Origin of the sequence: Streptomyces sp. SudanB182_2057 (assembly GCF_964272715.1) — a bacterium.
Lineage (GTDB): Bacteria > Actinomycetota > Actinomycetes > Streptomycetales > Streptomycetaceae > Streptomyces > Streptomyces rubradiris.
Map to the genome: position 1 here is coordinate 5718476 of NZ_OZ186798.1, position 25963 is coordinate 5744438.

A 25963-nucleotide genomic window follows, 5' to 3' on the forward strand; every position below is an offset into this window, starting at 1 on the left:
TACCTGAAACAACCATGCTCCTGAATATTTCAGGATGTCAAGTAACCGGGTATCCTGGCGGGCATGCCCACCCCATCGAACGTCCGCCGCCCCGACCCCCTCGCCCTGGAGGTCGTCGAGCTGATCGGTGAGGTCGTGGCCCGCTTCTACGCGGACTACGAGGAGGCGGCGGGCGAGCACACCCTGACCGGCCCGCAGGCCCGGCTGCTCAGCCTGCTTTCGCTGGAGCCGCTGCCCATGCGCAAGCTGGCCCAGAAGCTGAAGTGCGAGCCGTCGAACGTCACCGGGATCGTGGACCGGCTGGAGTCCCGGGGGCTGGTGGAGCGCCGCCCCGACCCGGCCGACCGCCGGGTGAAGGTGGCCGCCGCCACCGAGCGGGGCCGCGAGGTGGCCCGGGACCTGCGCGAGGGCCTGCGGTTCGCCCGCGAACCCCTCGCGGGGCTCTCCGAGGAGGAGCGCCGCTCCCTGCGTGACCTGCTGCGCCGCATGCTCGGGGCCTGAGCCCGGTACCGCCTGGCGGAGCCAGTAGAGTCCTGGCCATGCGCGATCTCGGGGTGGGTTTCGGTTATCTGCTGAAGGGCCAGCGGTGGGTGACCCGGCACGGGCGCCGGTACGGCTTCGGCCTGCTGCCCGGCCTGATCACACTGGTGCTGTACGCCGCCGCGCTGGTCGCGCTGGCCGTCTGGGGCGAGGACGCCGTCGCCTGGGCCACCCCGTTCGCCGACGACTGGTCCGGCCCTTGGCAGGGCCTGTTCCGCGGCTTCCTGACGGCCGTCCTGTTCGCGCTCGGCCTGCTGCTGGCCGTGCTCACCTTCACGGCCGTCACCCTGCTGGTCGGCCAGCCCTTCTACGAGTCCCTCTCCGAGCAGGTCGACGCCGACGTCTCGCCCGACGGCACCGCCCCCGAGTCCGGCCTGCCGCTCTGGCGCGAGCTGTGGATCTCCGGCCGGGACAGCCTGCGCGTCCTGGTCCGGGCCGGACTGTGGGGCGTCCTGCTCTTCGCCCTCGGCTTCCTGCCGTTCGTCGGGCAGACCGTCGTCCCCGTGATCGGCTTCTTCGTCACCGGCTTCTTCCTCACCGAGGAACTCGCCGCCGTCGCCCTCCAGCGCCGGGACGTCGACCTGCGCGCCCGGCTCGCCCTGCTGCGCTCTCGCAAGACGCTGGTCTGGGGCTTCGGCACCCCCCTCGGCCTGGCCTTCCTGGTCCCGTTCGTCGCGGTGTTCCTGATGCCGGGCGCGGTCGCGGGCGCCACGCTGCTCGCCCGTGACCTGCTCGGTGAGGAGAGCGCCGACGCCGACGCCCCCGGCGGGCGGCCCGACACGGAGGACGTCACCTCCTGACCCGGCGGTGACCGGGCGCGGCCACCTACCGGGCCACCGGCGGCGCGGGCACGATGGAGGCTCCCGCACGGGCCGGTGCGGACGCCACGAGGAGGAACCGATGACGGGACCGGAGCCCACCGCCGCCGAGGAGGCCCGCGAGGCCGTCGTGGCGGCGGCGCTGCGCGCGCTCGACCTCGACGCCAAGACCCGGCTGCTGGCCGGGCAGGACATGTGGAGCCTGCCCGCGCTGCCCGGGATCGGCCTGGCGTCCCTGGTGATGTCGGACGGCCCGGTCGGCGTCCGGGGCGTGCGCTGGAGTGCCGACGACCCCTCCGTGGCCCTGCCCTCGCCGACCGCGCTCGCCGCCGCCTGGGACCCGGAACTCGCCCGCCGCGCCGGGGTGCTGCTCGCCCAGGAGGCCCGCCGCAAGGGCGTCCACGTCCTGCTCGCCCCGACCGTCAACCTGCACCGCTCCCCGCTCGGCGGCCGCCACTTCGAGTGCTACAGCGAGGACCCGTACCTGACCGGGGTGATCGGCGGCGGCTATGTGCGCGGCGTCCAGTCCGGCGGGGTCGGCACCACCGTCAAGCACTTCGTCGCCAACGACGCCGAGACCGACCGGTTCACCGTGGACAACCTGGTCTCCGAACGCGCCCTGCGCGAGCTGTACCTGGCGCCCTTCGAGGCCATCGTGCGCGGCGCCCGCCCGTGGGGCGTCATGACCGCCTACAACTCGGTCAACGGCACGACGATGACCGAGCACCACCACCTCGTCGAGGAAGTCCTGCGCGGCGAATGGGGCTTCGACGGCGTCAACGTCTCCGACTGGACGGCCGCCCGGGACACGGTGGGCGCCGCGAACGGCGGCCTGGACATCGCCATGCCCGGCCCGCGGACCGTCTACGGCCCCGCCCTCGCCCGGGCCGTACGGGACGGGAAGGTCGCCGAGGCCACGGTCGACGCCGCCGTCCGCCGGGTGCTGCGCCTCGCCGCCCGCGTCGGCGTCCTGGCCGGCGCCGAACCGGCCGTCACCGAACTCCCCGCACCGGTCGACGGTCCGGCCCTGGCCCGCGAGATCGCCCGCCGCTCCTTCGTCCTGGTCCGCGACGAAAGGCGCGTCCTGCCCCTGAGGCCGGGCGGCACCGTGGCCCTGATCGGCGCCGCCGCCCGCGACGCCCGCGTCCTCGGCGGCGGCTCCGCCACCGTCTTCCCGGCCCGCACCGTCTCCCCGCTCGACGGCCTCACCGCCGCCCTCCCCGACGGCACCCTCACCTACGCCGTCGGCGCCGACCCGGTCACCGAACCGGCCCTGGGCGACCCGGGATTCACCGTCCGGGCGGTCTGCCGGAACGCGGCCGGCGAGGTCATCGGCACCCGCTCCGCCCCCGGCGCGGCCGTCCAGTGGATGGGCACCGACCTCCCCGAGGGCGTCACCCACGACACCCTGGACACCGTCGAACTGACCGGCACCTACACCCCCCGCGAGTCGGGCCGGCACACCTTCGCGGTCAAGGGCACGGGCGCCTTCACGCTCACCGTCGGCGGGACGACGTACTACGACGGCGTCCAGCGCCCGAGCCCGGACGACCCCTCCGACACCTTCTTCGGCGCCCCCGTGCCGCGCGCCGAGGCCGAACTCACCGCGGGCGAACCGGTCGAGGTCTCCCTCACCCACGCCGTCCGCTTCCCCGAGGACCTCCCGATGAAGGTCGTCGCCTTCGCGCTCGCCCACGGCGGTCCGCCGCGCGACCCGGACGAGCTGATCGCCGAGGCCGTCGAGGCCGCCCGGAACGCGGACACCGCCGTGGTCGTGGTCGCCACCACCGAGCGGGTGGAGTCCGAGGGCTTCGACCGCCGGGACCTGCGGCTCCCCGGCCGCCAGGACGACCTGGTGCACGCGGTCGCCGCCGCCAACCCGGACACCGTCGTGGTCGTCAACTCCGGCTCCCCGGTGGAACTTCCCTGGCGGGACGAGGTCGCCGCGATCCTGCTCACCTGGTTCCCCGGACAGGAGGGCGGCGCCGCCCTCGCCGACGTCCTCACCGGCACCCACGAGCCCGGCGGCCGGCTCCCCACCACCTGGGGCACCCTCGCCGACGCCCCGGTCACCCAGGTCGTCCCGGTGGACGGCGAACTGCCGTACCGCGAGGACCTGTTCATCGGCTACCGCGCCTGGGACCGGGCCGGCCGCACCCCCGCGTACCCCTTCGGCCACGGCCTCGGCTACACCGACTGGGCCTACGAGTCGCTGGAGACCGACGGCACCACCGTCCGCGTCCGGGTCCGCAACACCGGCGAACGGCCCGGCCGGGAGGTGATCCAGCTCTACCTCTCCCCGTCCGTCCCCGTCCCCGGCCGCCCGGCCCGCCGCCTGGCCGCCTTCGCCTCCGTCGAGGCCGGCCCCGGCGAGAGCGCCGAGGCCACCGTCGAACTGCCCCGCCGCGCCTTCGAGGTGTGGGACGACACGACGAAGGCGTGGGCATGTGTGAAGGGTTCGTACGAGATCTCCGCAGGCCGCTCGTTCACCGACCGCCGGCTCACGGCACCGATTAACGTCTGATCCGGGACACTCCCCGCACACCGCGGACAAAGTCCCCCACGAACAGCCCCGGTCCGGGACCTGACCCCTGGACCGGGGCTCACCGCTGTCAGCCGCGCACCCCGAAGCCGTACACCGTCTCCGAGCGGTGGACCTCGCCGGGACGCAGGACCGTGGCGGGAAAGTCCGGGCGGTTGGGGGAGTCCGGGAAGTGCTGCGTCTCCAGGGCGGTGCCGGCGTTCGGGGCGAACGGCCCGGACAGGTGGTCGCCGGTGTAGAGCTGGAGGCCCGGCTCGGTCGTCGACACCGTCAAGGTGCGGCCGGACCCGGGGTCGTACAGCTCCGCGACCTCCTCGGCCGCCCCGGTCACGCCCTTGTCCAGCACGAAGTTGTGGTCGTAGCCGGAACCGGTCGGGCGCGGCGCCCGGAAGTCCAGGCGGGAACCCGACACGTCGGCCGGCGCCCCCACCGGGATCAGGTCCGCGTCCACCGGCGTGTACCGGGACGCGGCCAGCCGCAGTTCGTGCCCGCCCGCCGGGCCGGAACCCGCGCCGCCCAGGTTCCAGTACGTGTGGTTGGTCAGGTTCACGACGGTCGGCGCGTCGGTGACCGCCTCGTAGCCGATCCGCAGCGCCCCCGACGCCGTCAGCGTGTACGTCACCGTCACCGCCAGCCGCCCCGGGAACCCCTCCTCACCGTCGGGACTGACCCGGCTCAGCCGCAGCCCGTGCTCCACCGGCGTCACCTCCCACACGTGCTTGTCGAAGCCCCGCTCCCCGCCGTGCAGCGAGTTGGCGCCCTCGTTGCACGTCACCTCGTGCGTCCGGCCGTCCAGCGGGAACCGGCCGCCCGCGATCCGGTTGGCGTACCGGCCGATCACCGCGCCCAGATACGGCTCCGGATGCCGCAGATAGCCGTCCAGGTCCGCGAAGCCCAGCACCACGTCCGCCGTCCGCCCCGACCGGTCCGGGACCTCGGCCGACTGCACGATCCCGCCGTACGACAGCACCCGCACCCGCACCCCGCCGCGCTCCAGCGTCCACCGGTGCACGGGAGTGCCGTCGGAAAGTGTGCCGAAAAGTTCGCTCATGGGGGAAACCCTAGGTCACGGGCTCTTCGCGGTGACCTTGCGGTACGCGATCTCCGCCAGCCGGGCCTGCCCGTCCTTGCTGGGGTGGAACCAGTCCCAGTGGCTCAGCTGGTCCGTGCCGAAGCGGAAGTCGTACACCGCGCCCCCGTCGAAACGGCAGCGGCGGTCCTTCGCGCAGACCTCCCGGAGCACCTTGTTGTACTCCACCACCCGCCGCTGCACGGACTCCCGGCGCAGCGTCGCCGCGCTGGTCAGGTCGTCCGCGTCGGCCAGCATCGACGGGCAGATGCCCAGCTTCCACACCTGCTTGCCCAGCACGTTCGTCCGGCCCTCGGACCACAGCCGCATCAGGTTCGGCACGCTCGACACGTACACCTGCGTCTTCGGCAGCGCCGAGCGCAGCGTGCGCATCGCCTCCTCGAAGCCCGCGCGGAACTCGGCCACCGGCGTCATCGCCGACGCCGTGGTCCGGCAGGCGTCATTCCCGCCGGCCATCACCGTCACCAACTCCGGGCGGCGGGCCACCGCCTGCGCCATCTGCCCCGGCAGGTCGGCCATGCGGGCCCCGGTCACCGCGTAGTTCCAGCTGCGCTCCGCCGCCCCCGTCACCCCTAGCAGCCGCACCGCCAGGCTCTCCACCGCCGCGTCGCCGCCCGTCGCCCAGGACGCCTCCGGGCAGTCCGACAGCACCGTGCACGCGTCGAACCCGCGGGTGATGGAGTCGCCCACCGCCGCGACCGAGTCCGGGCTGGTGTCCCACAGCGGGGGCCGGGCCGCGCGCGCCTTCGTGCCCTCCGCCGCCGGCGAACCGTCCCCGCCCTGGCACCCGGAGACCCCGAGCACCGCGGCCGCCACGACGGCGAGAGCGGTTCGCACACGGTGGCTTCGCTTCCGCATCCCTGCTGTTCCCCTCGCTCGACGGACCGGTGCTCCCCCTAGGACAACGACTGAGGGTTCCCGGCCCGGCCGCCAGGGAACGGCCGACCCCCGTACAAGCGTCCCCCTGGGTGAATGGCGGCGTTTTCCCGGCGCCGGGACCGACGGTACGTCACACTCCTTGCCCCGTCGCAGGGTAGCCTCGCCATCAACGCGGCCGTCGTGCCACTGCCGCCCAGCCAGTCCGCAAGATGTCCCGCTCTGCCCGGAGGTTCCGGTGACGACACGTGGAGTTCTGTACGTGCACTCCGCGCCGCGCGCGCTCTGCCCGCACGTCGAGTGGGCCATCGCCGGGGTGCTCGGCACGCGCGTCAGCCTCGACTGGATCCGGCAGCCCGCGTCCCCCGGCACCTGGCGCTCGGAGTTCTCCTGGCAGGGCCAGGCCGGCACGGCCTCCAAGCTCGCGTCCGCGCTGCGCGGCTGGCACCTGCTGCGGTTCGAGGTCACCGCCGAGCCCTGTCCGACCGCCGAGGGCGAGCGCTACAGCTGCACCCCCGACCTCGGCATCTTCCACGCCGTCACCGGCCTCCACGGCGACATCCTGATCCCCGAGGACCGGCTGCGCGCCGCCCTGACCCGCTCCCAGCGCGGCGAGACCGACCTGGAGGCCGAGATCGCCAAGCTCCTCGGCAAGCCGTGGGACGACGAACTGGAGCCGTTCCGGTACGCGGGCGAGGGCGCCCCGGTCCGCTGGCTGCACCAGGTGGTGTAGCGGCCACAAAGGGGCGCGGGGAACTGCGCGACCAGCCACAGCGCGCCCGCACCCGGCAACGGAAAGCATTACCCACGACGATGGCCCGGTCTCCACTCCAGGAGACCGGGCCATTCAGACGTCACGTCAGTCGAGGAACTCAGACCGTACGGAACGCCAGCACCACGTTGTGCCCGCCGAACCCGAACGAGTCGTTCAGCGCGGCGATCCGGCCCTCCGGCAGCGCCCGCGCCTCACCGGTCACGATGTCCGCGTTGACCTCGGGGTCCAGGTTCTCCAGGTTGATGGTCGGCGGAGCCGTGCGCTTCACCAGCGCCAGGATCGACGCGACGGTCTCCACGCCGCCCGCGCCGCCGAGCAGATGACCGGTCATCGACTTGGTCGCGGAGATCGCCATGTGGTCGGCGTCGTCGCCGAAGACCTTGCGCAGCGCCTTGATCTCGGCCACGTCGCCCTGCGGCGTGGACGTGGCGTGCGCGTTGACGTGCACGATCTCGGCCGGCTTCAGGTCGGTGTTGTCCAGCAGGTTCTGCAGCGCGTGCGCGATCCCGTTGCCGGACGGCTCCGGCTGCGTGATGTGGTGGGCGTCGGCGGAGATGCCCTGTCCGACCGCCTCGGCGTAGATCCGGGCACCGCGGGCCTTCGCGTGCTCCTCGGACTCCAGGACGATCACACCGGCGCCCTCGCCGAGCACGAAGCCGTCGCGGCCGGCGTCGTAGGGACGCGAGGCGCCCTGCGGGTCGTCGTTGTTCTTGGACATCGCCATCATGTTGCCGAACGCGGCGATCGGCAGCGGGTGGATGGCGGCCTCGGTACCGCCGGCCACGACCACGTCCGCACGCCCGGTGCGGATCATCTCGATCGCGTACCCGATGGCCTCCGCGCCCGAGGCGCAGGCCGAGACGGGGGTGTGCACACCGGCGCGGGCACCCAGCTCGATCCCGACGTTGGCCGCCGGGGAGTTGGGCATCAGCATCGGCACGGTGTGCGGGGAGACGCGGCGTACGCCCTTCTCCTTGAGTACGTCGTACTGGTCCAGCAGGGTCGTCACGCCGCCGATGCCGGAGGCGATGACCGCACCGAGACGGTCGGGGTTCACGGAGGAGTCCACCCCGGCCTTGGCGGTGAAACCGGCGTCCTTCCAGGCCTCCTGAGCGGCGATCAGCGCGAACTGCGCGGACCGGTCCAGCTTGCGGGCCTGCGGCCGGGGGATGATCTCGCCCGGCTCCACGGCGATCTGCGCGGCGATGCGGACCGGCAGGTCCGCCGCCCACTCCTGCTCCAGGGGGCTGACACCGGACGTGCCGGCGACCAGGGCCTCCCAGGTCGAGGCTGCGTCGCCACCCAGCGGTGTGGTTGCGCCGATACCGGTGACGACCACGGTGCGATTGGTCGGGCTCACGGGAATTCTTTCTCCAACGGATACGGGGGAGGACTACCCCCGCCGGTGCGGGGATTACGGCGCCACCGCCGGGTGGCGGGGCCTTGCTACACGCGGCCTACGCGGTGGCCTCAGGCCTGGTGCTTGAGGATGTACTCGGTCGCGTCGCCGACGGTCTTGAGGTTCTTGACGTCGTCGTCCGGGATCTTCACGTCGAAGCGCTCCTCGGCGGCGACGACGACCTCGACCATGGACAGCGAGTCGACGTCCAGGTCGTCGGTGAAGGACTTGTCCGTCTTGACGTCCTCGACCGGGATCCCGGCGATCTCGTTCACGATCTCGGCGAGACCGGCGACGATCTCTTCCTGAGTGGCGGCCATGTCAGGCGCTCCTTCTTGATATTCCAGACGGTTAATGGCATTTGTATCCGAACCGGACCGGGTGATCCGGCACGGAGTGCCTAGGGGAGGGTAACGACCGTGGCGGCGTAGACGAGACCCGCCCCGAATCCGATGACGAGCGCGGTGTCGCCGCTCTTCGCCTCCCCGGTCGCCAGGAGCCGCTCCATCGCGAGCGGGATCGAGGCGGCCGAGGTGTTGCCGGTGGTGCGGATGTCACGGGCGACCGTGACGTGCTCCGGCAGTTTCAGTGTCTTCACCATCGAGTCGATGATCCGCACGTTGGCCTGGTGCGGGATGAAGACGTCCAGGTCGTCCGCGGTGATTCCGGCCGCGTCCAGCGCCTGCTGGGCGACCTTCGCCATCTCGAACACGGCCCAGCGGAACACCGCCTGGCCCTCCTGCGTGATCGCGGGGAACTTGATGTTGCCCTCGCTGTCGACGGGCAGCTGCGTGAGGTCGCCGACCCGGAACCGGTCCCAGGGGACGGTCTGCTTGATCGTCCCGGACTTGTCGCCCTCGGAGCCCCACACGGTCGGGCCGATGGCCGGCTCCTGTGAGGGGCCCACGACGACCGCGCCGGCGCCGTCACCGAAGAGGAAGGCGGTGGCCCGGTCCTCCAGGTCGGTGAGGTCGCTCAGCCGCTCCACGCCGATCACCAGCACGTATTCGGCGGAACCTTCCACCACCATGCCCTTGGCGAGGGTGAGGCCGTAGCCGAAGCCCGCGCAGCCGGCCGAGATGTCGAAGGCGGCGGCCTTGGCGGTGCCGAGCTTGTCGGCGATCTCGGTGGCGACGGCCGGCGTCTGGCTGAAGTGCGAGACGGTGGAGACGACCACCGCGCCGATCCGCTCGGCGTCGATGCCGGCGTCCGCGATCGCCTTGCCGGATGCCTCGATGGCCATCGCGGCCACGGTCTCCTCGGGACCGGCCCAGTGCCGGGTCTCGATGCCGGAGCGGGAGCGGATCCACTCGTCGGACGAGTCGATCTTCTCCAGGATCACCTCGTTGGGCACGACCCGGGTCGGCCGGTAGCCGCCGACGCCGAGGATGCGCGCGTACGGGGCGCCCTTGCTGGGCTTGATCTTCGCCATGTACGGCTCTCCTTAGGCGCCGGCGTGCTCTGCGAGCAGAGCCCGGGCCGCTTCCAGGTCGTCGGGGGTCTTCAGGGCCAGCGTCCTGACGCCGGGCAGGGCCCGCTTGGCCAGGCCGGTCAGGGTGCCGCCCGGGCACACCTCGACCAGCGCGGTGACGCCCAGCTCCTTGAAGGTCTCCATGCACAGGTCCCAGCGGACCGGGTTGGCGACCTGGCCGACCAGCCGCTGGAGCACCTCGGCGCCCGAGGCGACGGCCTGCCCGTCCTTGTTGGAGACGTAGGTCACCTTCGGGTCGGCGGGCGACAGCCGGGCCGCGGCCTCCTCCAGGGTCGCCACGGCCGGGGCCATGTGGTGGGTGTGGAAGGCGCCGGCCACCTTCAGCGCGACGACCTTGCGGACGCCCTCGGGCTTGTCCTCGTTCAGCGCGGCCAGCTGCTCCAGCGTGCCCGCGGCGACGATCTGGCCCGCGCCGTTGATGTTCGCCGGGGTCAGGCCCAGCTTCTCCAGGTGCGGCAGGGTCACCTCGGGGTCGCCGCCGAGCAGCGCCGACATGCCGGTCTCGGTGACCGCGGCGGCGTCGGCCATGGCCAGGCCGCGGGTGCGGACCAGGCCGAGGGCGGCCGTGTCGTCCAGGACGCCCGCGAAGGCGGCGGCGGTGATCTCGCCGACGCTGTGGCCCGCGACCGCGTCCGGCGCGATCTCGGAGATGTCACCCAGTGCCGCGGCGGACAGCAGCCCGGCGGCGACCAGCAGCGGCTGCGCCACGGCGGTGTCGCGGATGGCGTCGGCGTCGGCCTGGGTGCCGTAGTGGACGAGGTCCAGTCCGATGGCGTCCGACCAGGCGGCGACGCGGTCCGCGGCACCGGGCAGGTCGAGCCAGGGGGTCAGGAAGCCGGGCGTCTGGGCGCCCTGGCCGGGAGCGACGAGTACGAGCACTCTCACACTCTCTCTTGGGGTGGGCGGGGGCCGCCCGTGGGGACAGGGACGAAGAACACGTAGGGCTTTTGTGGAGCCCCGACAAAACCTTATGTCTGGGGTTCAGCATCGGCCAGACGCCCCAGGATGAGCGCGATCCGCAGTGTGAACGCGGATCTTACATCCGAGGGGGACCAGCCGGTGACGTCAGTCACACGTCGGAGCCGGTAGCGCACGGTGTTCGGGTGAACGAAGAGCATTCTCGCCGCGCCTTCGAGACTGCTGGCCTGCTCCAGGTAGACACTCAGCGTTTCCAGCAGCGCCGAGCCCGCCTCCTCCAGCGGTCTGTAGATCTCCTCCACCAGTTGCTCGCGGGCGCTCGGGTCGCCCGCCATGGCGCGCTCCGGGAGCAGATCGTCGGCGAGCACGGGGCGCGGCGCGTCCGGCCAGGCGATGCACGCCTTCAGCCCGGCGGCGGCGGCCTGCGCGGACCGGGTGGCGGCCAGCAGATCGGGCACGACGGGGCCCGCGACGACCGGCCCGGCGGCGAACGGCCCGATCAGCGAGCGGGCGACGGCCAGCGGGTTGTCGCTGCCGCCCGCGATGACCACCAGCCGGTCGCCGAGCACCCCGGTCAGCACCTGGAGCTTGGCGTGCCGGGCGGCCCGCCGGATGGCCTCCACGGTCAGCTCGCTGTCCCCGTCGGGCGCGGTGCCGAGCACCACGCACACGTGTTCCGGCGAGTTCCAGCCGAGCGCGGCGGCCCGGCTGACGGCGCCCTCGTCGGCCTCCCCGCTCAGCACGGCGTTCACCACCAGCGACTCCAGCCGCGCGTCCCAGGCACCGCGTGCCTCGGCGGCCTGGGCGTAGACCTGGGCGGTGGCGAAGGCGATCTCCCGGGCGTACACCAGCAGCGCCTCGCGCAGCACGCTCTCGTCGCCCGGGGCGGCCACCTCGTCGATGGCGGACTCCATCACCTCGATGGTGGTGCGCACCATCTCCACGGTCTGCCGCAGCGTGATGGCCCGGGTCAGCTCCCGGGGCGCCGTGCCGAAGACGTCGGTGGAGATCGCCTGGGGGGCGTCCGGGCGCCGGAACCACTCGGTGAAGGCCGCGATGCCCGCCTGGGCGACGAGCCCGATCCAGGAACGGTTCTCCGGGGGCATGGCCCGGTACCACGGCAGGGTCTCGTCCATGCGCGCGATGGCCTGCGCGGCGAGACTCCCGGAGGACTTCTCCAGCCGCTTCAGGGTCGCGGCGTGCGGATGGACGTGACGGGCTGCGGGGTCACCGTGGTGGGATTCGGGTTCGGGCACGGGGACAAGACTGCCTTATCCGGACGGGACCCCGTGCCGCCGGGGGGCGGTGACGGACGGCCCGGCCGGTGGCCGGCGAGGGCCGCGGCCGGACCGCCGGGCTACCGTGGGGGCCGTGATGACGGACGTACGGCGCGCCGGTGAGCGCTATCGCGGCGGGGACCCCGAGGCCGGGATCGACACCCGGCACGCCTTCTCCTTCGGGCCGCACTACGACCCCGACAACCTGCGGTTCGGCGCGCTGATCGCCTGCAACGAGGAGCGGCTCGCCCCCGGTGCCGGTTTCGACGAGCATCCGCACAGCCACACCGAGATCGTCACCTGGGTCGTCGAGGGCGAGCTGACCCACCGCGACTCCACCGGGCACGAGACCCGGGTCGGCCCCGGGGACGTGCAGCACCTGAGCGCGGCGGCGGGCGTGCGGCACGTGGAACGCAACGACGGCCCGGCCCCGCTGACCTTCCTCCAGATGTGGCTGACCCCCCGCGAGCCCGGCGGCACCCCGTCCTACACCCTCGTCCCGGCCGCCGACGGCCCGGTCAGGTACGAGGTCCCGGCCGCGGGCGCGGTGCTGCACGTACGGCGGCTGGGGGCCGGGGAGCGGACGGCGGTGCCGGACGCGCCGCAGGTGTACGTCCATGTGGTGCGCGGCGCGGTCCGGCTGGCCGGGACCGAACTGGGCCCCGGCGACGCGGCCCGGATCACCGGCGCCGAGGGGCTGCGGGCGCTGGCGTCGGCCCCGGCGGACCTGCTGCTGTGGGAGCTGGCGCCGTAGCGGCGGCGGCCCCCGGAGGTCACGGCCCCGTCAGCGGCGCAGTTCCGCGAGGACCGCGTCCGTGAGGGCCGGCCACGCCTCGATCGCCCAGGGGCCGAACGCGCGGTCGGTCAGGGCGACCCCGGCGGCCCCGGCGTCCGGGTCGATCCACAGGAACGTGCCGGACTGCCCGAAGTGCCCGAAGGTACGCGGCGAGGACGAGGCGCCCGTCCAGTGCGGGGACTTGCCGTCGCGGATCTCGAAGCCCAGGCCCCAGTCGTTCGGGTTCTGGTGCCCGTACCCGGGCAGGACGCCCTTGGTCCCCGGGTACTGCACGGTCATCGCCGCCGCCACCGTCCGCGGGTCCAGCAGCCGGGGCGCCTGCACCTCCGCCGCGAACCGCAGCAGGTCCTCGACCGTCGACACCCCGTCCTTCGCCGGCGAGCCCTCCAGCGACGTGGCCGTCATGCCCAGCGGCTCCAGCACGGCCTGGCGCAGGTACTCCGCGAACGGGATGTCCGTGGCCTTGGCGATGTGGTCCCCGAGCTGCTCGAACCCGGCGTTGGAGTACAGCCGCCGGTCCCCGGGCGGGGCCGTCACCCGGTGCTCGTCGAAGGCCAGGCCCGAGGTGTGCGCGAGGAGGTGACGGACCGTCGCCCCGGGCGGACCGGCCGGCTCGTCCAGCTCGATCGCGCCCTCCTCGTAGGCGACGAGCGCCGCGTAGGCCGCCAGCGGCTTGGTGACGGACGCCAGCGGGAAGCGGTGCCCGACGGGACCGTGCGTCCCGAGGACGGTCCCGTCGGCTCGTACGACACCCGCCGCGGCGGTGGGGACGGGCCAGTTCTCGATCAGCGCCAGGCTCTGCAACGACATGCGTCCGAGCCTATGCGGCTCACAGCGACAGCCGCATCGACGGGTCGGAATCCCGCGTGAAGCCCAGGGCGGTGTACAGCGGCTCGGCCTCCGGCGAGGCGTTCAGCAGCACGTGTCCGGCGCCGCGCGCCCGGAACCAGGCCAGCAGCTCCTCCATGCACGCGCGCGCGTAGCCCCGCCTGCGGGCGTCCGGGTCGGTCGCCACGCTGAAGACGTACCCGACCCGGCCCCGCGGGTTGCCGGGCTTGCCTATGCGGTACTCCACGGTCCCCGCCACCAGCGCGGCCAGCGCCCCCGGCCAGCCGGGGTGGTCCACCACGAACGCGGCGAAGTCCCCGTCCCCGGCGAGCCGCTCGCGCAGTTCCGGCAGCGACTCGCTCTGCCAGCCGTCCGCTTCGTCGCCCCCGTCGGCCCACAGCGAATCGATCATGATCTGGCGCAGCCGCAGCACTTCCCCGGCATCCTCGGGCCGGGCCCGTCGTACGAGACTCATGGGGCGCAGGCTAACCACCGCCACCGGGCCCGGTCCTGGGGATTTCTTACCGGACCGGCTTGCTTGGAGTGCACTCCAACGCCATAGCGTGGAGGCATGACGGTGATGCAGACCACGCCAGCGGCCACCGGGCAAGCCGCCCCCGCCGACATCTGCTCCGCCCCTCCCCGGCGCCACCCCCGCCCCGACGGCCAGGACCGCTACACGATCAGCGAGGTCGTCGCGTTCACCGGTCTGACCGCGCACACCCTGCGCTGGTACGAGCGGATCGGGCTGATGCCGCACGTCGACCGCTCGCACACCGGCCAGCGCCGCTACCGCAACCGCGACCTGGACTGGCTGGACTTCGTGACCAAGCTCCGGCTGACCGGCATGCCGGTGGCGGACATGGTCCGGTACGCGGAGCTGGTCCGGGAGGGCGAGGGCACGTACACGGAGCGGCGGGAGCTGCTGGAGTCGACCCGCCGGGACGTCCTGAACCGGATCGCCGAACTGCGCGACACGCTCGCCGTACTCGACCGCAAGATCAGTTTTTACGCCACGGAGGGGACCACTCGATGACCGACGCCAGGATTCCGACGGTACGGCTCGGCACGGACGGGCCGGAGGTCGGCGTGCAGGGCCTGGGCTGCATGGGCATGAGCTTCGCCTACGGCCCGACGGACGCCGGGCAGGCCCGTGCCGCGCTGGACCGGGCGCTGGAGCTGGGCGTCACGCTGTACGACACGGCGGACGCCTACGGTGCCGGGGAGAACGAGCGGTTCCTCGCGCCGTTCTTCAAGGCGCACCGGGACGAGGTGGTCATCGCCACCAAGTTCGCCCTGTTCATCCCGCCGGACGACCCGACCAAGCGCGTCATCCGCAACGACGCGCCCTACATCCGCGAGGCGGTCGAGGCCAGCCTGAAGCGGCTGGACGTCGACGTGATCGACCTTTACTACATGCACCGCCGCGACGTGAACGTGCCCATCGAGGAGACCGTCGGCACGATGGCGGAGCTGGTCCGCGAGGGCAAGGTCAAGCACCTCGGGCTCAGCGAGGTCACCGCGGACGAGCTGCGCGCCGCGTACGCCGTGCACCCGATCGCGGCCGTGCAGTCGGAGTGGTCGCTGTTCAGCCGGGACATCGAGGCCAGGGTCGTACCGGCCGCGCGGGACCTGGGCGTGGCCCTGGTGCCCTACTCGCCGCTCGGCCGCGGTTTCCTCACCGGCTCCTTCACCAACGCCGAGCAGGACCTGACGGCCGAGGACTTCCGCCGCCAGCACCCCCGCTTCACCGGCGCCAACGCGGCGGCCAACGCGGCCCTGCTGGAGCCCATCCGGGCGATCGCCGAGGCCCGCGGCGCCACGCTCGGCCAGATCGCCCTGGCCTGGGCGCAGCAGCGGGCGTCGGTCGCGGACCTGACCGTGGTGCCGATCCCGGGCACCCGCAAGCCGGGCCGGGTGGAGGAGAACGTGGCGGCGACCCGCATCACCCTCACCGAGGACGAACTCGCCGCCCTGGAGCCCATCGCCGCCCAGGTCTCCGGCGACCGCTACCCGGACATGCGCTTCGCCTCGGCGGGCCGCGAGTAAGCCCCACACCCCGGGACCCCCACCCGTCGGCACTGCCGCCTCGGTGCGCCCGGCCGCCCGGTGTACTCGGCCGTTCGGCGGAGCCGACTGCCCGGCGGGCCGGCTGCCCGCCGGAGGGGCCGACCGCCCGGCGGGGCTGCCGCCCTGATGTGCCCGGCTGCTCGGCGGGCCTGGCTGTCCGGCATGCCCGGCCGCCCGGCGCGCCCGGTCGCCCCGTGTGCTCGGCCGTTCGGCGGGGCCGACTGCCCGGCTGGGCTGGTTGCCCGGCGGGCTGACCGCCCGGCGTGCTGGCTGTCCGCCGGGTTCGGCCGTCTGGTGTGCTCGGCCGTTCGGCGGAGCCGATCGCCCGGCGGGGCCGCCCGCCCGACGTGCCGACTGTCCGCCGGGGCTGCCGCCCTAGTGTGCCCGGCCGCCCGGTGTGCCCGGCCGTTCGGCGGTGGCGACTACCAGGCGGGCTTGGCTTTCTGGCGGGGCCGACTGCCCGGCGGGCCGGCTGTCCGCCGGGGCCGACTGCCCGGCGGGGCTGGTTGTCCGGCGGGCCGACCGCCCGGCGGGGCTACCGCCCTGATGTGCCCGGATGCCCGGCTGTCCGGCGTGCCCGGCTGTCCGGCGGGGCCGACTGCCCTGCCGTCCGGCGCGCCCGGCAGTCAGGCGCGCCCTGCCGTCCGGTGGGTTCGGTCGCCCGGTGTGCCCGGCCGCCCGCCGGGGCCGATTGGTCGGCGCGCCCGGCCGCCCGGGCCAGGGAGTCGGGCGGGTGGTCACAGTTCGGCGAGTAGTTCCGCCTTCTTGGCGGAGAACTCCTCGTCGGTGACCAGGCCGGCCTGGTGGAGTTCGCCGAGGTGGCGGATGCGTTCGGCGATGTCGGCGGGGTCGCGCCGGGACGGGGCCGGGAGCGCGGGTACCGGCCCCCGGGTGCGCACGGCGGCCAGGACCGCCGCGGCGAACGGCAGCGACTCGTGCACCGGGCCGTAGCCCAGCCCGAAGACGACGGCCGCCGGGTCCTGGTCGGGCTGCGCGGGCGCCGGGCCGGGAGACCGCCGGACCAGCCGCAGATGGCCCTCGAAGACCTCCGGCGAGCGCCACTCCACCCCGCTCAGCTCGGCCACCGCGAAGCTCTGGTCGCCGGCCTTCCACTTCGTCGAGGACGCCCCCGTCCAGGACCAGCGGAACTGCACGGACGTCCCGTCGAAGGACGCCTTGCCGTCGTAGGCCTTGAACTGGAGGGGCGCCTCGGGTGCCGCGACCAGGTGCCGGTCGGCGGGGCCGGACTCGGTGAGCAGCCCCTTCAGCTCGTCGGCGTAGTACTCGGCGAGGGTCTCCCGCTCGGCCGGCAGCACCAGCCGGTACGGGTCGGAGCCCTCCTTCAGCTGCCCGTCGGCCGCCTCCATCAGCGGATCGGCGCCGGGACGCGGCCGCAGGCGCAGGACGACCGTCCCGCGCCGCCCCGGGGCGAGGGTCACGCCCTCGACCGCGGCCAGCGGGATCCGCCGCTCGCCCAGCGCCTGGAACAGCTTCGGTGTTCGAATCCCCCGTTCGTAGCGGATGAGCACGGAGTCGGACTCGAACTCCCAGACGGCATGAAATCCCGCCAGTACGTCACCCATGCGGCTCATCGTATGCGGCACGTGTCCCTCCGTCGCCACCCGCGCAGACCGCACTTCCTGCTGTTTCTACGCGCGTTGGGCCGTCGGCGTGCCGGACAGACCGGACCGGCACGCATCGTCCTCCTGTGCGCACGTCACCTCGCCGTACGCGCCCACCCCGATACCGGCGAGATTGCGCAGGCTGTCCGTGCCGGGCTCGAAGTAACCGCTGTGGCCCTCGGCGTCCCGGGCCGACAGCACCCGCGCGCCGAACCCCGAGGACACCGGGTCGGCGCCGTGCCCGAGGCCGCCCAGCTCCAGATAGGGCACGTCGCGCACCCAGTCGCTGGCGTCCCGCATGGCCCACACCCGGGCCGTCGTGCCGAGGCCGGCGGCGCTGCCGGCGCGCATGCCGGGACTCGCGGCCACCGCCAGGTCGGCGACCCGGCGGGGCATGTCGCGCGCGGCCACCCCGCAGAGCACCGAGCCGTAGCTGTGGCAGAACATCGACACCGGCGACCGGCCGGGCAGCGCCCGCAGCAGCGCGTTCAGCCGTACGGCGCCCTCCTCGGCGCGCAGTCCGGTGGCCGCCTCCACCCCGAGCCCGTCGGGGGAGGTGTAGTCGGCCCAGGCGATCACCGCCGTACGGGTCGAGGGGCGCGCCGCCCGCTCGGCCGCGTAGAGCGCCTTGGCCATGCCGACCGGGGCGCTGTAGGGGCGGCTGGTGCGCTGGAAGGTGAGCAGGTCGGTGTCGACGCCGGGGACGACGACCGAGATCCGCCGGGCCGCGGCGAGGTCGCCGAACACCTCGGCGATCCGGCCCGGGCCCGCGGGGTCGAAGGCCAGGATCTGCCGGCCGTCGCTCAGCAGGGATGCGTAGCGGTGCATCCGCCGGCCCGCGTCCTGCTGGCCCGCCGCGCTGAGCCGGTTGTCGTGCATGCGGGCGCGCTCGGTCTCGCGGGCCCGTTCCAGCGCGAGGTGGTTGGCCCGGTAGCGCAGGGAGACCGGCGCGCCGTTCATGTTGCCGACCGCGAGCGGGTAGCGGCGGGCCAGCCGGTCGCGGTCGCCGGGGGTGAGCGAGCCGAAGAAGCGGGCGAGCCGGGCCGGGGCGGCGTCGGGGTCCGGAAGGCGCAGGCCGTGCAGGTGACCGTGGCGCCACTCGGCGAGCGAGGCCGCGAGCGCGGACGACTCCCGGTGGGTGCGCAGGGCGGTCCAGCCGGTGGTCGCGAGCATCACGAACACCACGGCCAGCGCGAGCAGGGCGCGCCAGATGCTGAGCTGCGGGGAGGTGTCGAAAGAAGTCACTGGGAGGACACACTAGGAGAGCGAGCGGGTCTCGGGGTAACCGAGTGGCGGGGATCACGTTTCGGCGGGCGGCGGTGAGGGAGTCGGCGTTCTGCCAACGATCTCAGGTGGTCCGCCAGTTTCCGGTCAGCGCCGAACCCACCTGATCGAGGTACGACGTGGTGAGCGTCCGGATCAGTTCGGCCCCGGAGTCCTCGCTCGTGCACCACTGCCGCTCGGTGACGCGCATCACCCCGCCGAACACGGCCACCGCCAGCCGGGGCCGGGGGTCGGCGTCCACGTCGACGCCCTCCCGCTCGGCCAGCACCCGGGCGAGGGCCTCCTCCGTCGCGGCCAGTCGGCGCAGCCGGGCGGCGAACAGCGCGGGCTCGGCCTCGATCGTGCGGTACATGCGCAGGTGCAGTTCGACCGGCACGACCGCCTCGACGGTCTCCTGCAACTCGTCCCAGCTCTCCAGGAACGCCTGGCGCAGGGCCCGCATCGGTGCCTCGTGCGGCGGGCGCGCCCGTACGGCCCCCACGAACGCCGCCTCCGCCATGTCCTGGACCGCGAAGGCCACGTCCTCCTTGCCCGCGAAGTAACGGAAGAAGGTGCGTTGCGAGACGTCGACGGCCTCGGCGATCTCGTCGACGGTCGTGCGCTCGTAGCCCTGCGTGGTGAACAGTTCGAGAGCGGCCCGCAGCAGCGATTCCCGTGTACGCCGCTTCTTGCGTTCGCGCAGCGTCTCCATGGCCACTCTCCTGTGAACGAGCGAACGGGGGCGGACGCCCGTCCGGCCCTGTCTTGACCTCCGTTTTTCGTGTCAGTAACCGACTAGTGAATTGGTTTGTCAACTGTCAGCGGCTGTCACTAACCTGAGTGTATGACTAGTCAGACCACCATCGACGCGACGGGGCCGGGGGACGAAGCGCCGGCAGCCCCGTCCGGGCCGCAGTCGGCCTCGGGCCTGCGCGGCCACCCGTGGCTCACGCTGATCACCGTCGCCGTAGGGGTCATGATGGTGGCCCTCGACGGCACCATCGTGGCCATCGCCAACCCGGCCATCGGCAAGGATCTGCACGCCAGCTGGGCGCAGCTGCAGTGGATCACCAACGCCTACTTCCTGGCGCTCGCGGTCTCCCTGATCACCGCCGGCAAGCTCGGCGACCGCTTCGGCCACCGGCAGACGTTCCTGATAGGCGTCACCGGCTTCGCCGTCGCCTCCGGTGCCATCGGACTGTCCGACAGCATCGCCGCGGTCGTCACCTTCCGTGTCTTCCAGGGCCTGTTCGGCGCGCTGCTGATGCCGGCCGCGCTCGGCCTGCTGCGGGCGACCTTCCCGGCCGAGAAGCTCAACATGGCGATCGGCATCTGGGGCATGGTCATCGGCGCCTCCACCGCCGGCGGCCCGATCCTCGGCGGTGTCCTCGTCGAGCACGTCAACTGGCAGTCGGTGTTCTTCATCAACGTGCCGGTCGGCGCCCTCGCCCTGCTGCTGGGCCTGCTGATCCTGCTCGACCACCGCGCCCAGAACGCGCCGCGCTCCTTCGACCTGCTCGGCATCGGCCTGCTCTCGGGCGCGATGTTCTGCCTGGTCTGGGCCCTCATCAAGGCCCCGGCCTGGGGCTGGGGCGACGGCAAGACCTGGCTGTTCCTCATCGCCTCGGTGGCCGGCTTCGCCCTGTTCGCCCTCTGGGAGAAGCGGGTGAAGGAGCCGCTGATCCCGCTGGCGCTGTTCCGCTCGGTCGCGCTGTCCGCGGGTGTCGTCCTGATGGTGCTGATGGCCATCGCGTTCATGGGCGGCCTGTTCTTCGTCACCTTCTATCTGCAGAACGTCCACGGCATGAGCCCGATCGACGCGGGCCTGCACCTGCTGCCGCTGACCGGCATGATGATCGTCGGCTCCCCGCTGGCCGGTGCCCTCATCACCAAGGCCGGCCCGCGGATCCCGCTGGCGGGCGGCATGGCCGTCACCGCGATCGCCATGTACGGCATGTCCACGCTGGACGAGGGCACCGGCAGCGGCCTGATGTCCGTCTGGTTCGCCCTGCTCGGCCTCGGCCTGGCCCCGGTCATGGTCGGCGCCACGGAGGTCATCGTGGGCAACGCCCCGATGGAGCTGTCCGGTGTCGCGGGCGGTCTCCAGCAGGCGGCCATGCAGATCGGCGGCAGCCTCGGCACGGCGGTGCTGGGCGCGGTGATGGCCTCCAAGGTCGACAGCACCCTCGGCGACAACTGGGCGGACGCCGGGCTGCCGAAGCTGCCCCCGCAGCAGCTGCACCAGGCGGCCGAGGCGGTCCAGCAGGGCGTCGCGCCGGTGACCAAGGACACCCCGGCACCCATAGCCGAGAAGATCACCGAGGTGGCCCACCACACCTTCATCGACGGCATGAGCCTCGCCTCCCTCGTGGCGGCGGGCGTGGCCGCGGTCGCCGTCCTCGTCGCGCTGCTCACCAAGCGGGGCGCGAACGCGGAGGCGGGCGCGGGCGTGGGCCACATCTGACGGCCCCTCCCGGCGGAGTTCGCCTATCAGGGTGACTCCGCTCAAGATCGCTGGCTCCCGGCGCGCGCCGCAGGTCACAGTGGGTCAACTCCTCCGCAGGACATGGGAGGACCACGGGGCCGCGGCGCGCGCTGTCGGAGGGGGACAGCGCGCCCGGTCTGCTCCGGCGCAACCGGGGTACTCGCACCGTGAAGCCGAACTGTCCAGGTGACTCAGGGAGTTGATGATGGCAGGCTTCGGGCACGGAACACGCGGGTACCCCCGGTCGCGTGGCCGGACGTGGTCACACACCGGGCCGGACCGCGCGACGCTCGGGATCATCGGCACCATCTGCGCGGTGGCCGGCTTCTTCGCGCTGGGGATCGTCCTCGGTCCCGTCGCGATCTTCTGCGGCTGGCAGTCCATGGGCCGCAGGTGGTCCGGCGAACGCAACGTACCGGCGCTGGTGGCCCTGGTCCTGGGCGCCATCGACACCCTGCTCGCCGCCATGGCCCTCGCGGGCGCGGCGGCCTGGGGGAACGGCCTCTTCTAGGAGGCCCGCGGCCCGTTGCCGGGCGCGGAGGGGCTGTTGCCGACCGCGCAGCTCTCCGCGTCCCTCCGGGTCTCCGACAGCCGCGCCACCTCGGCGCGCAGCGACCGCACCTCCTCGGCCAGCGCGGCGATGGCCTCCGTCTGCCGCCGCTCCTCCACGTCGTCCTTCTCGAACCGCGAGATGAACCAGGCGGCGATGTTCGCGGTGACGACACCGAGCAGGGCGATCCCGGACAGCATCAGCCCGACCGCGATCATCCGCCCCAGACCCGTCGTCGGCGCGTGGTCGCCGTACCCCACGGTCGTCATGGTCGTGAACGACCACCACACCGCGTCACCCAGCGTCCGGATGTTCCCGTGCGGTGACTCGCGTTCCACGGACAGCACGGCCAGCGAGCCGAACATCAGCAGGCCGATCACGGCCCCGACGACATATGTGGTCAGCCGGATCTGCGGAGCCATCCGCGCCCGCCGGCCCACCAGCAGCAGCGTCGACACCAGCCGCAGCAGCCGCAGCGGTTGCAGCAGCGGCAGGACCACCGCGCACAGGTCGAGCCAGTGCCGTCGTACGAACCGCTTCCGGTGCGGGGCGAGCGCCAGCCGGACCAGGTAGTCCAGGGCGAACGCCCCCCACACCACCCACTCGACCCCCGTGCACACGGCCGTCAGGAGCCGCCCGGCGGAGGGTTCCACGATGGGCACCGCGTAAGCGACCCCGAAGACCACCGCGAGCCCCAGCAACGGCCGCTCGGTGAACCGCTCCCACCGCGCCTGCGCGGACAGCTGTTCCATGGCGCAATCGTAAAGAAACCGTAAGTGCAGCGCCCCGACAGGGGCGCGGGGAACTGCGCGACCAGCCGACCACCGGCCGGCACACGCACAACGCCCCTCGCCCCCTTGTTGGGTCGGCCAAAGCCAAGCGCAACGGCTACGCGTCGCCCCCGGCCGCCCCCGGATCCGCCGCCGACACGTCCAGCAGCTGATACCGGTCGATGGCCTGCTTCAGTACGGACCGGTCGACCTTCCCCTCCCGCGCCAGCTCCGTCAGCACCGCCACCACGATCGACTGGGCGTCGATGTGGAAGAAGCGGCGCGCGGCGCCCCGGGTGTCGGCGAAGCCGAACCCGTCGGCGCCCAGGGACTGGTACGGCCCGGGCACCCAGCGCGCGATCTGGTCCGGAACCGATCGCATCCAGTCGGACACGGCCACGAACGGACCTTCCGCGCCGCCGAGCTTGCGGGTCACGAACGGCACCCGCTGCTCCTCCTCCGGATGCAGCAGGTTGTGCCGCTCGCAGTCCACGGCCTCGCGGCGCAGCTCGTTCCAGGAGGTCGCCGACCACACGTCCGCCTTGACGTTCCAGTCCTCGGCGAGGATCCTCTGCGCCTCCAGCGCCCACGGGACCGCCACGCCCGACGCCATGATCTGCGCCGGGATCGAGCCCGCCGCGCCCTCGGCGATCCTGTGGATGCCCTTGACGATGCCCTCGACGTCCACGTTCGGCGGCTCGGCCGGGTGCCGGATGGGCTCGTTGTAGACGGTGAGGTAGTAGAAGACGTCCTCGCCGTGCGGGTGCTCGGGCGAGCCGCCGTACATCCGGCGCAGGCCGTCCTGGACGATGTGCGCGATCTCGTAGGCGTACGCCGGGTCGTAGGCCACGCACGCCGGGTTGGTGGAGGCCAGCAGCTGGGAGTGGCCGTCCGCGTGCTGGAGGCCCTCGCCGGTCAGGGTCGTACGGCCGGCGGTCGCGCCCAGGACGAATCCGCGCGCGAGCTGGTCGGCCATCTGCCAGAACTGATCGCCGGTGCGCTGGAAACCGAACATCGAGTAGAAGACGTACACCGGGATCAGCGGCTCGCCGTGCGTGGCGTACGCCGAGCCCGCGGCCATCAGCGAGGCCGTGCAGCCCGCCTCGGAGATGCCGTCGTGCAGCATCTGGCCGGTCGGCGACTCCTTGTACGCCAGCAGCAGCTCGCGGTCCACCGACTCGTACTGCTGGCCGAGCGGGTTGTAGATCTTCGCGCTCGGGAAGAAGGAGTCCATGCCGAACGTGCGGTACTCGTCCGGCGCGATCAGCACGAACCGCCTGCCGATCTCCTTGTCCCGCATGAGGTCCTTCAGGAGCCGGACGAAGGCCATGGTCGTCGCGATGGACTGCTGGCCCGTACCCTTCTTCACGGTCGCGTACGCCTTGTCGTCGGGCAGGGCGAGCGGCTCCGAGCGCACGACGCGCGTCGGGACGTAACCGCCGAGCGACCGGCGGCGGTCGTGCATGTACTGGATCTCCTCCGAGTCCCGGCCCGGGTGGTAGTACGGCGGCGGGCCGGACTCCAGCTCCTGGTCGGAGATCGGCAGGTGCAGCCGGTCCCGGAAGCGCTTGAGGTCGTCGACCGTCAGCTTCTTCATCTGGTGCGTGGCGTTGCGGCCCTCGAAGTTCGGGCCCAGCGTCCAGCCCTTGACCGTCTTGGCCAGGATGACCGTCGGCTGGCCCTTGTGCTCCTTGGCCGCTTTGAACGCGGCGTAGATCTTGCGGTGGTCGTGTCCGCCGCGGCCCAGGTGCAGGATCTGGTCGTCGGTCATGTTCTCGACCATCGCGCGCAGCCGGTGGTCGTCGCCGAAGAAGTGCTCGCGGATGTAGGCCCCGGACTCGGTGGCGTACGTCTGGAACTGGCCGTCCGGGGTCGTGTTCATCTTGTTGACGAGGATGCCGTCCCGGTCCTGCGCGAGCAGCGGGTCCCAGGAGCGGTCCCAGATCAGCTTGATCACGTTCCAGCCGGCGCCCCGGAAGACCGACTCCAGCTCCTGGATGATCTTGCCGTTGCCGCGCACCGGGCCGTCGAGGCGCTGGAGGTTGCAGTTGACCACGAAGGTCAGGTTGTCCAGGCCCTCCCGGGCGGCCAGGGTGAGCTGGCCGAGCGACTCCGGCTCGTCCATCTCGCCGTCGCCGAGGAACGCCCACACGTGCGAGCGCGAGGTGTCGGCGATGCCGCGCGCCTGCATGTAGCGGTTCATCCGGGCCTGGTAGATCGCCGAGAGCGGGCCGAGGCCCATGGAGACCGTCGGGAACTCCCAGAAGTCCGGCATCGAGCGCGGGTGCGGGTAGCTGGACAGGCCGTCCGGGTACTTCGACTTCTCCTGGCGGAAGCCGTCGAGCTGTGTGGCGGTGAGCCGGTCGAGCAGGTACGCGCGGGCGTAGATGCCGGGGGAGGCGTGGCCCTGGAAGAAGACCTGGTCACCGCCGTCACCCTCGTCCTTGCCCCGGAAGAAGTGGTTGAAGCCGACGTCGTAGAGCGAGGCCGAGGAGGCGAAGGTGGCGATGTGGCCGCCGACGCCGATGCCCGGGCGCTGGGCGCGGGAGACCATGACGGCCGCGTTCCAGCGGGTGGCGTTCAGGATCCTGCGCTCGATCTCCTCGTTGCCCGGGAAGAACGGCTCGCTCTTGGTGGGGATCGTGTTGACGTAGTCCGTGCTGCGCATCTCGGGCACGGCCACGCGCCTCTCGCGGGCCCGCTCGATCAGGCGCAGCATGAGATAGCGGGCCCGCTCCCGGCCGCGCTCGTCGACGGCGGCGTCCAGGGAGTCGAGCCATTCCTGAGTCTCTTCGGGATCGAAGTCGGGGACCTGGCTCGGAAGGCCGCCAATGATGATCGGATTGCGATCGGGTCCGGAAGCCACGCTGTTCCTTACCTGTCGGAGGGCCAGTTCTCGTTAACGGCTGCCTGCACCGTTCCCCATCGTGTACCTGGGGAACGCGTACGTCATCTCCAAGGTCGTCTCCGCCGGCGCACCACCGGTCAAAACGCAACGATACGCCCGGGGTGTGACGTGCTTGGCAAAATTGTTCGAGTGACGTAACCCAGGATGATTCCGAAGGGTGCAAACCGGGCACTTCGGCGTGATGTGGGGGAGGAAAAAGCGCGATACGGTGCCAGGAGTTACGGCGACACGGCCGGGATCGTCACCGTTTCGACGGTCCCGACGGCCGGGTACTTGCGCGATCCGCCCCGCCCGTGTGGACTACGGCCAATGCTTCGCGCACGCGCGTGGCTGAGATACTCAACAAAGACATGATCAGGAGGCAACCCGTGAGCGCGACCGCGGACCACGCGGAGGAGCGGACGAACCCTGCCGCCAGGCTGGGGTTCCAGCCCGGGCAGGTGGTCCAGGAGATCGGCTACGACGACGACGTCGATCAGGAGCTCCGCGAGGCCATCGAGGAATTCACCGGGACTGACCTCGTGGACGAGGACTACGACGACGTGGCCGACGCCGTCGTGCTGTGGTTCCGTGACGACGACGGTGACCTGACGGATGCGCTGGTGGATGCCACCACGTACATCGAGGAAGGCGGCGCCGTCCTGCTCTTCACGCCGAAGACCGGCCGTGACGGGTATGTGGAACCGAGTGACATCTCGGAAGCCGCGACGACCGCCGGTCTGACGGCGTCGAAGAGCGTCAGCGTCGGCAAGGACTGGAGCGGCTCGCGCCTGGCGACGCCGAAGGCCGCCAAGTCCAAGAAGTGACCGTCTGAGCCGACCGCCGGCCGGGCCGGGCCCCTTTTGGCCCGGCCCGGCCGCCGTGAACCCCTCGGTGACCGCTGCGTAGGGTGGACCCGAGCGCCGGTGCGCGCTCATGCGTCACTTCCACCCGAACAGCCCCCG

The 25963-nt window shown here is 72.5% G+C and carries 24 protein-coding genes; 10 read left to right on the plus strand and 14 right to left on the minus strand.

Translation table 11 applies throughout. From position 1 onward, the window contains the following. Positions 1 to 63 precede the first annotated feature (63 nt). The 3 genes from ACSURM_RS25225 to ACSURM_RS25235 all read left to right on the plus strand — a co-directional run bounded on the left by ACSURM_RS25225 (position 64) and on the right by ACSURM_RS25235 (position 3882). Positions 64 to 501 carry a MarR family winged helix-turn-helix transcriptional regulator gene (locus ACSURM_RS25225; RefSeq protein ID WP_436958034.1) on the plus strand — a complete coding sequence of 146 codons (438 nt, stop codon included), beginning with the start codon at positions 64 to 66 and terminating at the stop codon, positions 499 to 501. Positions 502 to 539: 38 nt separating this feature from the next. Then, positions 540 to 1340 (plus strand): EI24 domain-containing protein, encoded by an 801-nt coding sequence (locus ACSURM_RS25230; protein WP_436958035.1) that lies wholly within the window; start codon positions 540 to 542, stop codon positions 1338 to 1340. A 100-nt stretch (positions 1341 to 1440) separates the two neighbouring features. Beyond that, positions 1441 to 3882, plus strand: a complete 2442-nt coding sequence (locus ACSURM_RS25235; protein WP_436958036.1) for a glycoside hydrolase family 3 protein — start codon at positions 1441 to 1443, stop codon at positions 3880 to 3882. A gap of 88 nt (positions 3883 to 3970) precedes the next feature. Here ACSURM_RS25235 and ACSURM_RS25240 read toward each other — a convergent pair whose 3' ends face one another. Continuing rightward, a complete protein-coding gene (locus tag ACSURM_RS25240) occupies positions 3971 to 4951 on the minus strand; it encodes an aldose epimerase family protein (RefSeq protein ID WP_436958037.1) in 981 nt (326 codons plus the stop codon). A 15-nt stretch (positions 4952 to 4966) separates the two neighbouring features. Beyond that, positions 4967 to 5848: an SGNH/GDSL hydrolase family protein gene (locus tag ACSURM_RS25245; protein ID WP_436958038.1), complete on the minus strand. Its 882-nt coding sequence runs from the start codon at positions 5846 to 5848 to the stop codon at positions 4967 to 4969. 256 nt (positions 5849 to 6104) lie between these two features. Between ACSURM_RS25245 and ACSURM_RS25250 the strand changes: the two genes are divergently transcribed. Next, positions 6105 to 6599, plus strand: a complete 495-nt coding sequence (locus tag ACSURM_RS25250) for a DUF3145 domain-containing protein (protein ID WP_362192361.1) — start codon at positions 6105 to 6107, stop codon at positions 6597 to 6599. Between the two features lie 139 nt (positions 6600 to 6738). Here ACSURM_RS25250 and fabF read toward each other — a convergent pair whose 3' ends face one another. From fabF to fasR, 5 genes are all read right to left on the minus strand, one after another. Next, positions 6739 to 8001: a beta-ketoacyl-ACP synthase II gene (gene fabF / locus ACSURM_RS25255; RefSeq protein WP_436958039.1), complete on the minus strand. Its 1263-nt coding sequence runs from the start codon at positions 7999 to 8001 to the stop codon at positions 6739 to 6741. 110 nt (positions 8002 to 8111) lie between these two features. Then, complete coding sequence (locus ACSURM_RS25260; protein WP_436958040.1) at positions 8112 to 8360, minus strand: acyl carrier protein; 249 nt, start codon at positions 8358 to 8360, stop codon at positions 8112 to 8114. Between the two features lie 80 nt (positions 8361 to 8440). Beyond that, positions 8441 to 9472, minus strand: a complete 1032-nt coding sequence (locus ACSURM_RS25265; protein ID WP_436958041.1) for a ketoacyl-ACP synthase III — start codon at positions 9470 to 9472, stop codon at positions 8441 to 8443. A 12-nt stretch (positions 9473 to 9484) separates the two neighbouring features. Continuing rightward, positions 9485 to 10411, minus strand: coding sequence for an ACP S-malonyltransferase (locus tag ACSURM_RS25270; RefSeq protein WP_436958042.1), 927 nt, complete (start codon positions 10409 to 10411; stop codon positions 9485 to 9487). A gap of 89 nt (positions 10412 to 10500) precedes the next feature. Beyond that, entirely contained in the window at positions 10501 to 11706 is a 1206-nt protein-coding gene (gene fasR, locus ACSURM_RS25275) for a fatty acid biosynthesis transcriptional regulator FasR (RefSeq protein ID WP_436958043.1), read from the minus strand. A gap of 118 nt (positions 11707 to 11824) precedes the next feature. Here fasR and ACSURM_RS25280 point away from each other — a divergent pair, with 118 nt between their 5' ends. Next, positions 11825 to 12481, plus strand: coding sequence for a pirin family protein (locus ACSURM_RS25280; protein ID WP_436961180.1), 657 nt, complete (start codon positions 11825 to 11827; stop codon positions 12479 to 12481). A gap of 30 nt (positions 12482 to 12511) precedes the next feature. On the opposite strand, the gene ACSURM_RS25285 is transcribed toward ACSURM_RS25280, so the two are convergent. Further along, positions 12512 to 13333, minus strand: a complete 822-nt coding sequence (locus ACSURM_RS25285; RefSeq protein ID WP_436958044.1) for a serine hydrolase domain-containing protein — start codon at positions 13331 to 13333, stop codon at positions 12512 to 12514. A 19-nt stretch (positions 13334 to 13352) separates the two neighbouring features. Next, entirely contained in the window at positions 13353 to 13826 is a 474-nt protein-coding gene (locus ACSURM_RS25290) for a GNAT family N-acetyltransferase (RefSeq protein WP_436958045.1), read from the minus strand. Positions 13827 to 13922: 96 nt separating this feature from the next. Here ACSURM_RS25290 and ACSURM_RS25295 point away from each other — a divergent pair, with 96 nt between their 5' ends. Both ACSURM_RS25295 and ACSURM_RS25300 read left to right on the plus strand, forming a co-directional pair. Further along, entirely contained in the window at positions 13923 to 14387 is a 465-nt protein-coding gene (locus ACSURM_RS25295; RefSeq protein WP_436958046.1) for a MerR family transcriptional regulator, read from the plus strand. After that, on the plus strand, positions 14384 to 15400 hold the full coding sequence (locus ACSURM_RS25300) for an aldo/keto reductase (RefSeq protein WP_436958047.1): 1017 nt from the start codon (positions 14384 to 14386) through the stop codon (positions 15398 to 15400). Before ACSURM_RS25295 ends, ACSURM_RS25300 begins: the two co-directional genes overlap by 4 nt. Before the next feature lie 758 nt (positions 15401 to 16158). Here ACSURM_RS25300 and ACSURM_RS25305 read toward each other — a convergent pair. From ACSURM_RS25305 to ACSURM_RS25315, 3 genes are all read right to left on the minus strand, one after another. Further along, positions 16159 to 17004, minus strand: coding sequence for a DUF4429 domain-containing protein (locus tag ACSURM_RS25305; protein ID WP_436958048.1), 846 nt, complete (start codon positions 17002 to 17004; stop codon positions 16159 to 16161). A gap of 66 nt (positions 17005 to 17070) precedes the next feature. Beyond that, positions 17071 to 18288 (minus strand): alpha/beta hydrolase, encoded by a 1218-nt coding sequence (locus ACSURM_RS25310; protein WP_436958049.1) that lies wholly within the window; start codon positions 18286 to 18288, stop codon positions 17071 to 17073. Between the two features lie 103 nt (positions 18289 to 18391). Beyond that, on the minus strand, positions 18392 to 19018 hold the full coding sequence (locus ACSURM_RS25315) for a TetR family transcriptional regulator (protein ID WP_436958050.1): 627 nt from the start codon (positions 19016 to 19018) through the stop codon (positions 18392 to 18394). Between the two features lie 264 nt (positions 19019 to 19282). On the opposite strand from ACSURM_RS25315, the gene ACSURM_RS25320 reads away from it, so the two are divergent. Further along, positions 19283 to 20770 carry an MFS transporter gene (locus ACSURM_RS25320; RefSeq protein ID WP_436961181.1) on the plus strand — a complete coding sequence of 496 codons (1488 nt, stop codon included), beginning with the start codon at positions 19283 to 19285 and terminating at the stop codon, positions 20768 to 20770. Between the two features lie 223 nt (positions 20771 to 20993). Then, a complete protein-coding gene (locus ACSURM_RS25325; protein WP_436958051.1) occupies positions 20994 to 21302 on the plus strand; it encodes a small hydrophobic protein in 309 nt (102 codons plus the stop codon). Here the strand turns inward: ACSURM_RS25325 and ACSURM_RS25330 are convergent. After that, positions 21299 to 22093 (minus strand): potassium channel family protein, encoded by a 795-nt coding sequence (locus tag ACSURM_RS25330; protein ID WP_436958052.1) that lies wholly within the window; start codon positions 22091 to 22093, stop codon positions 21299 to 21301. The genes ACSURM_RS25325 and ACSURM_RS25330 overlap by 4 nt on opposite strands. A 136-nt stretch (positions 22094 to 22229) precedes the next feature. After that, entirely contained in the window at positions 22230 to 24977 is a 2748-nt protein-coding gene (gene aceE / locus ACSURM_RS25335; RefSeq protein ID WP_436958053.1) for a pyruvate dehydrogenase (acetyl-transferring), homodimeric type, read from the minus strand. A gap of 410 nt (positions 24978 to 25387) precedes the next feature. Between aceE and ACSURM_RS25340 the strand changes: the two genes are divergently transcribed. Further along, positions 25388 to 25825, plus strand: coding sequence for a DUF3052 domain-containing protein (locus ACSURM_RS25340; RefSeq protein ID WP_436958054.1), 438 nt, complete (start codon positions 25388 to 25390; stop codon positions 25823 to 25825). Positions 25826 to 25963 lie beyond the last annotated feature (138 nt).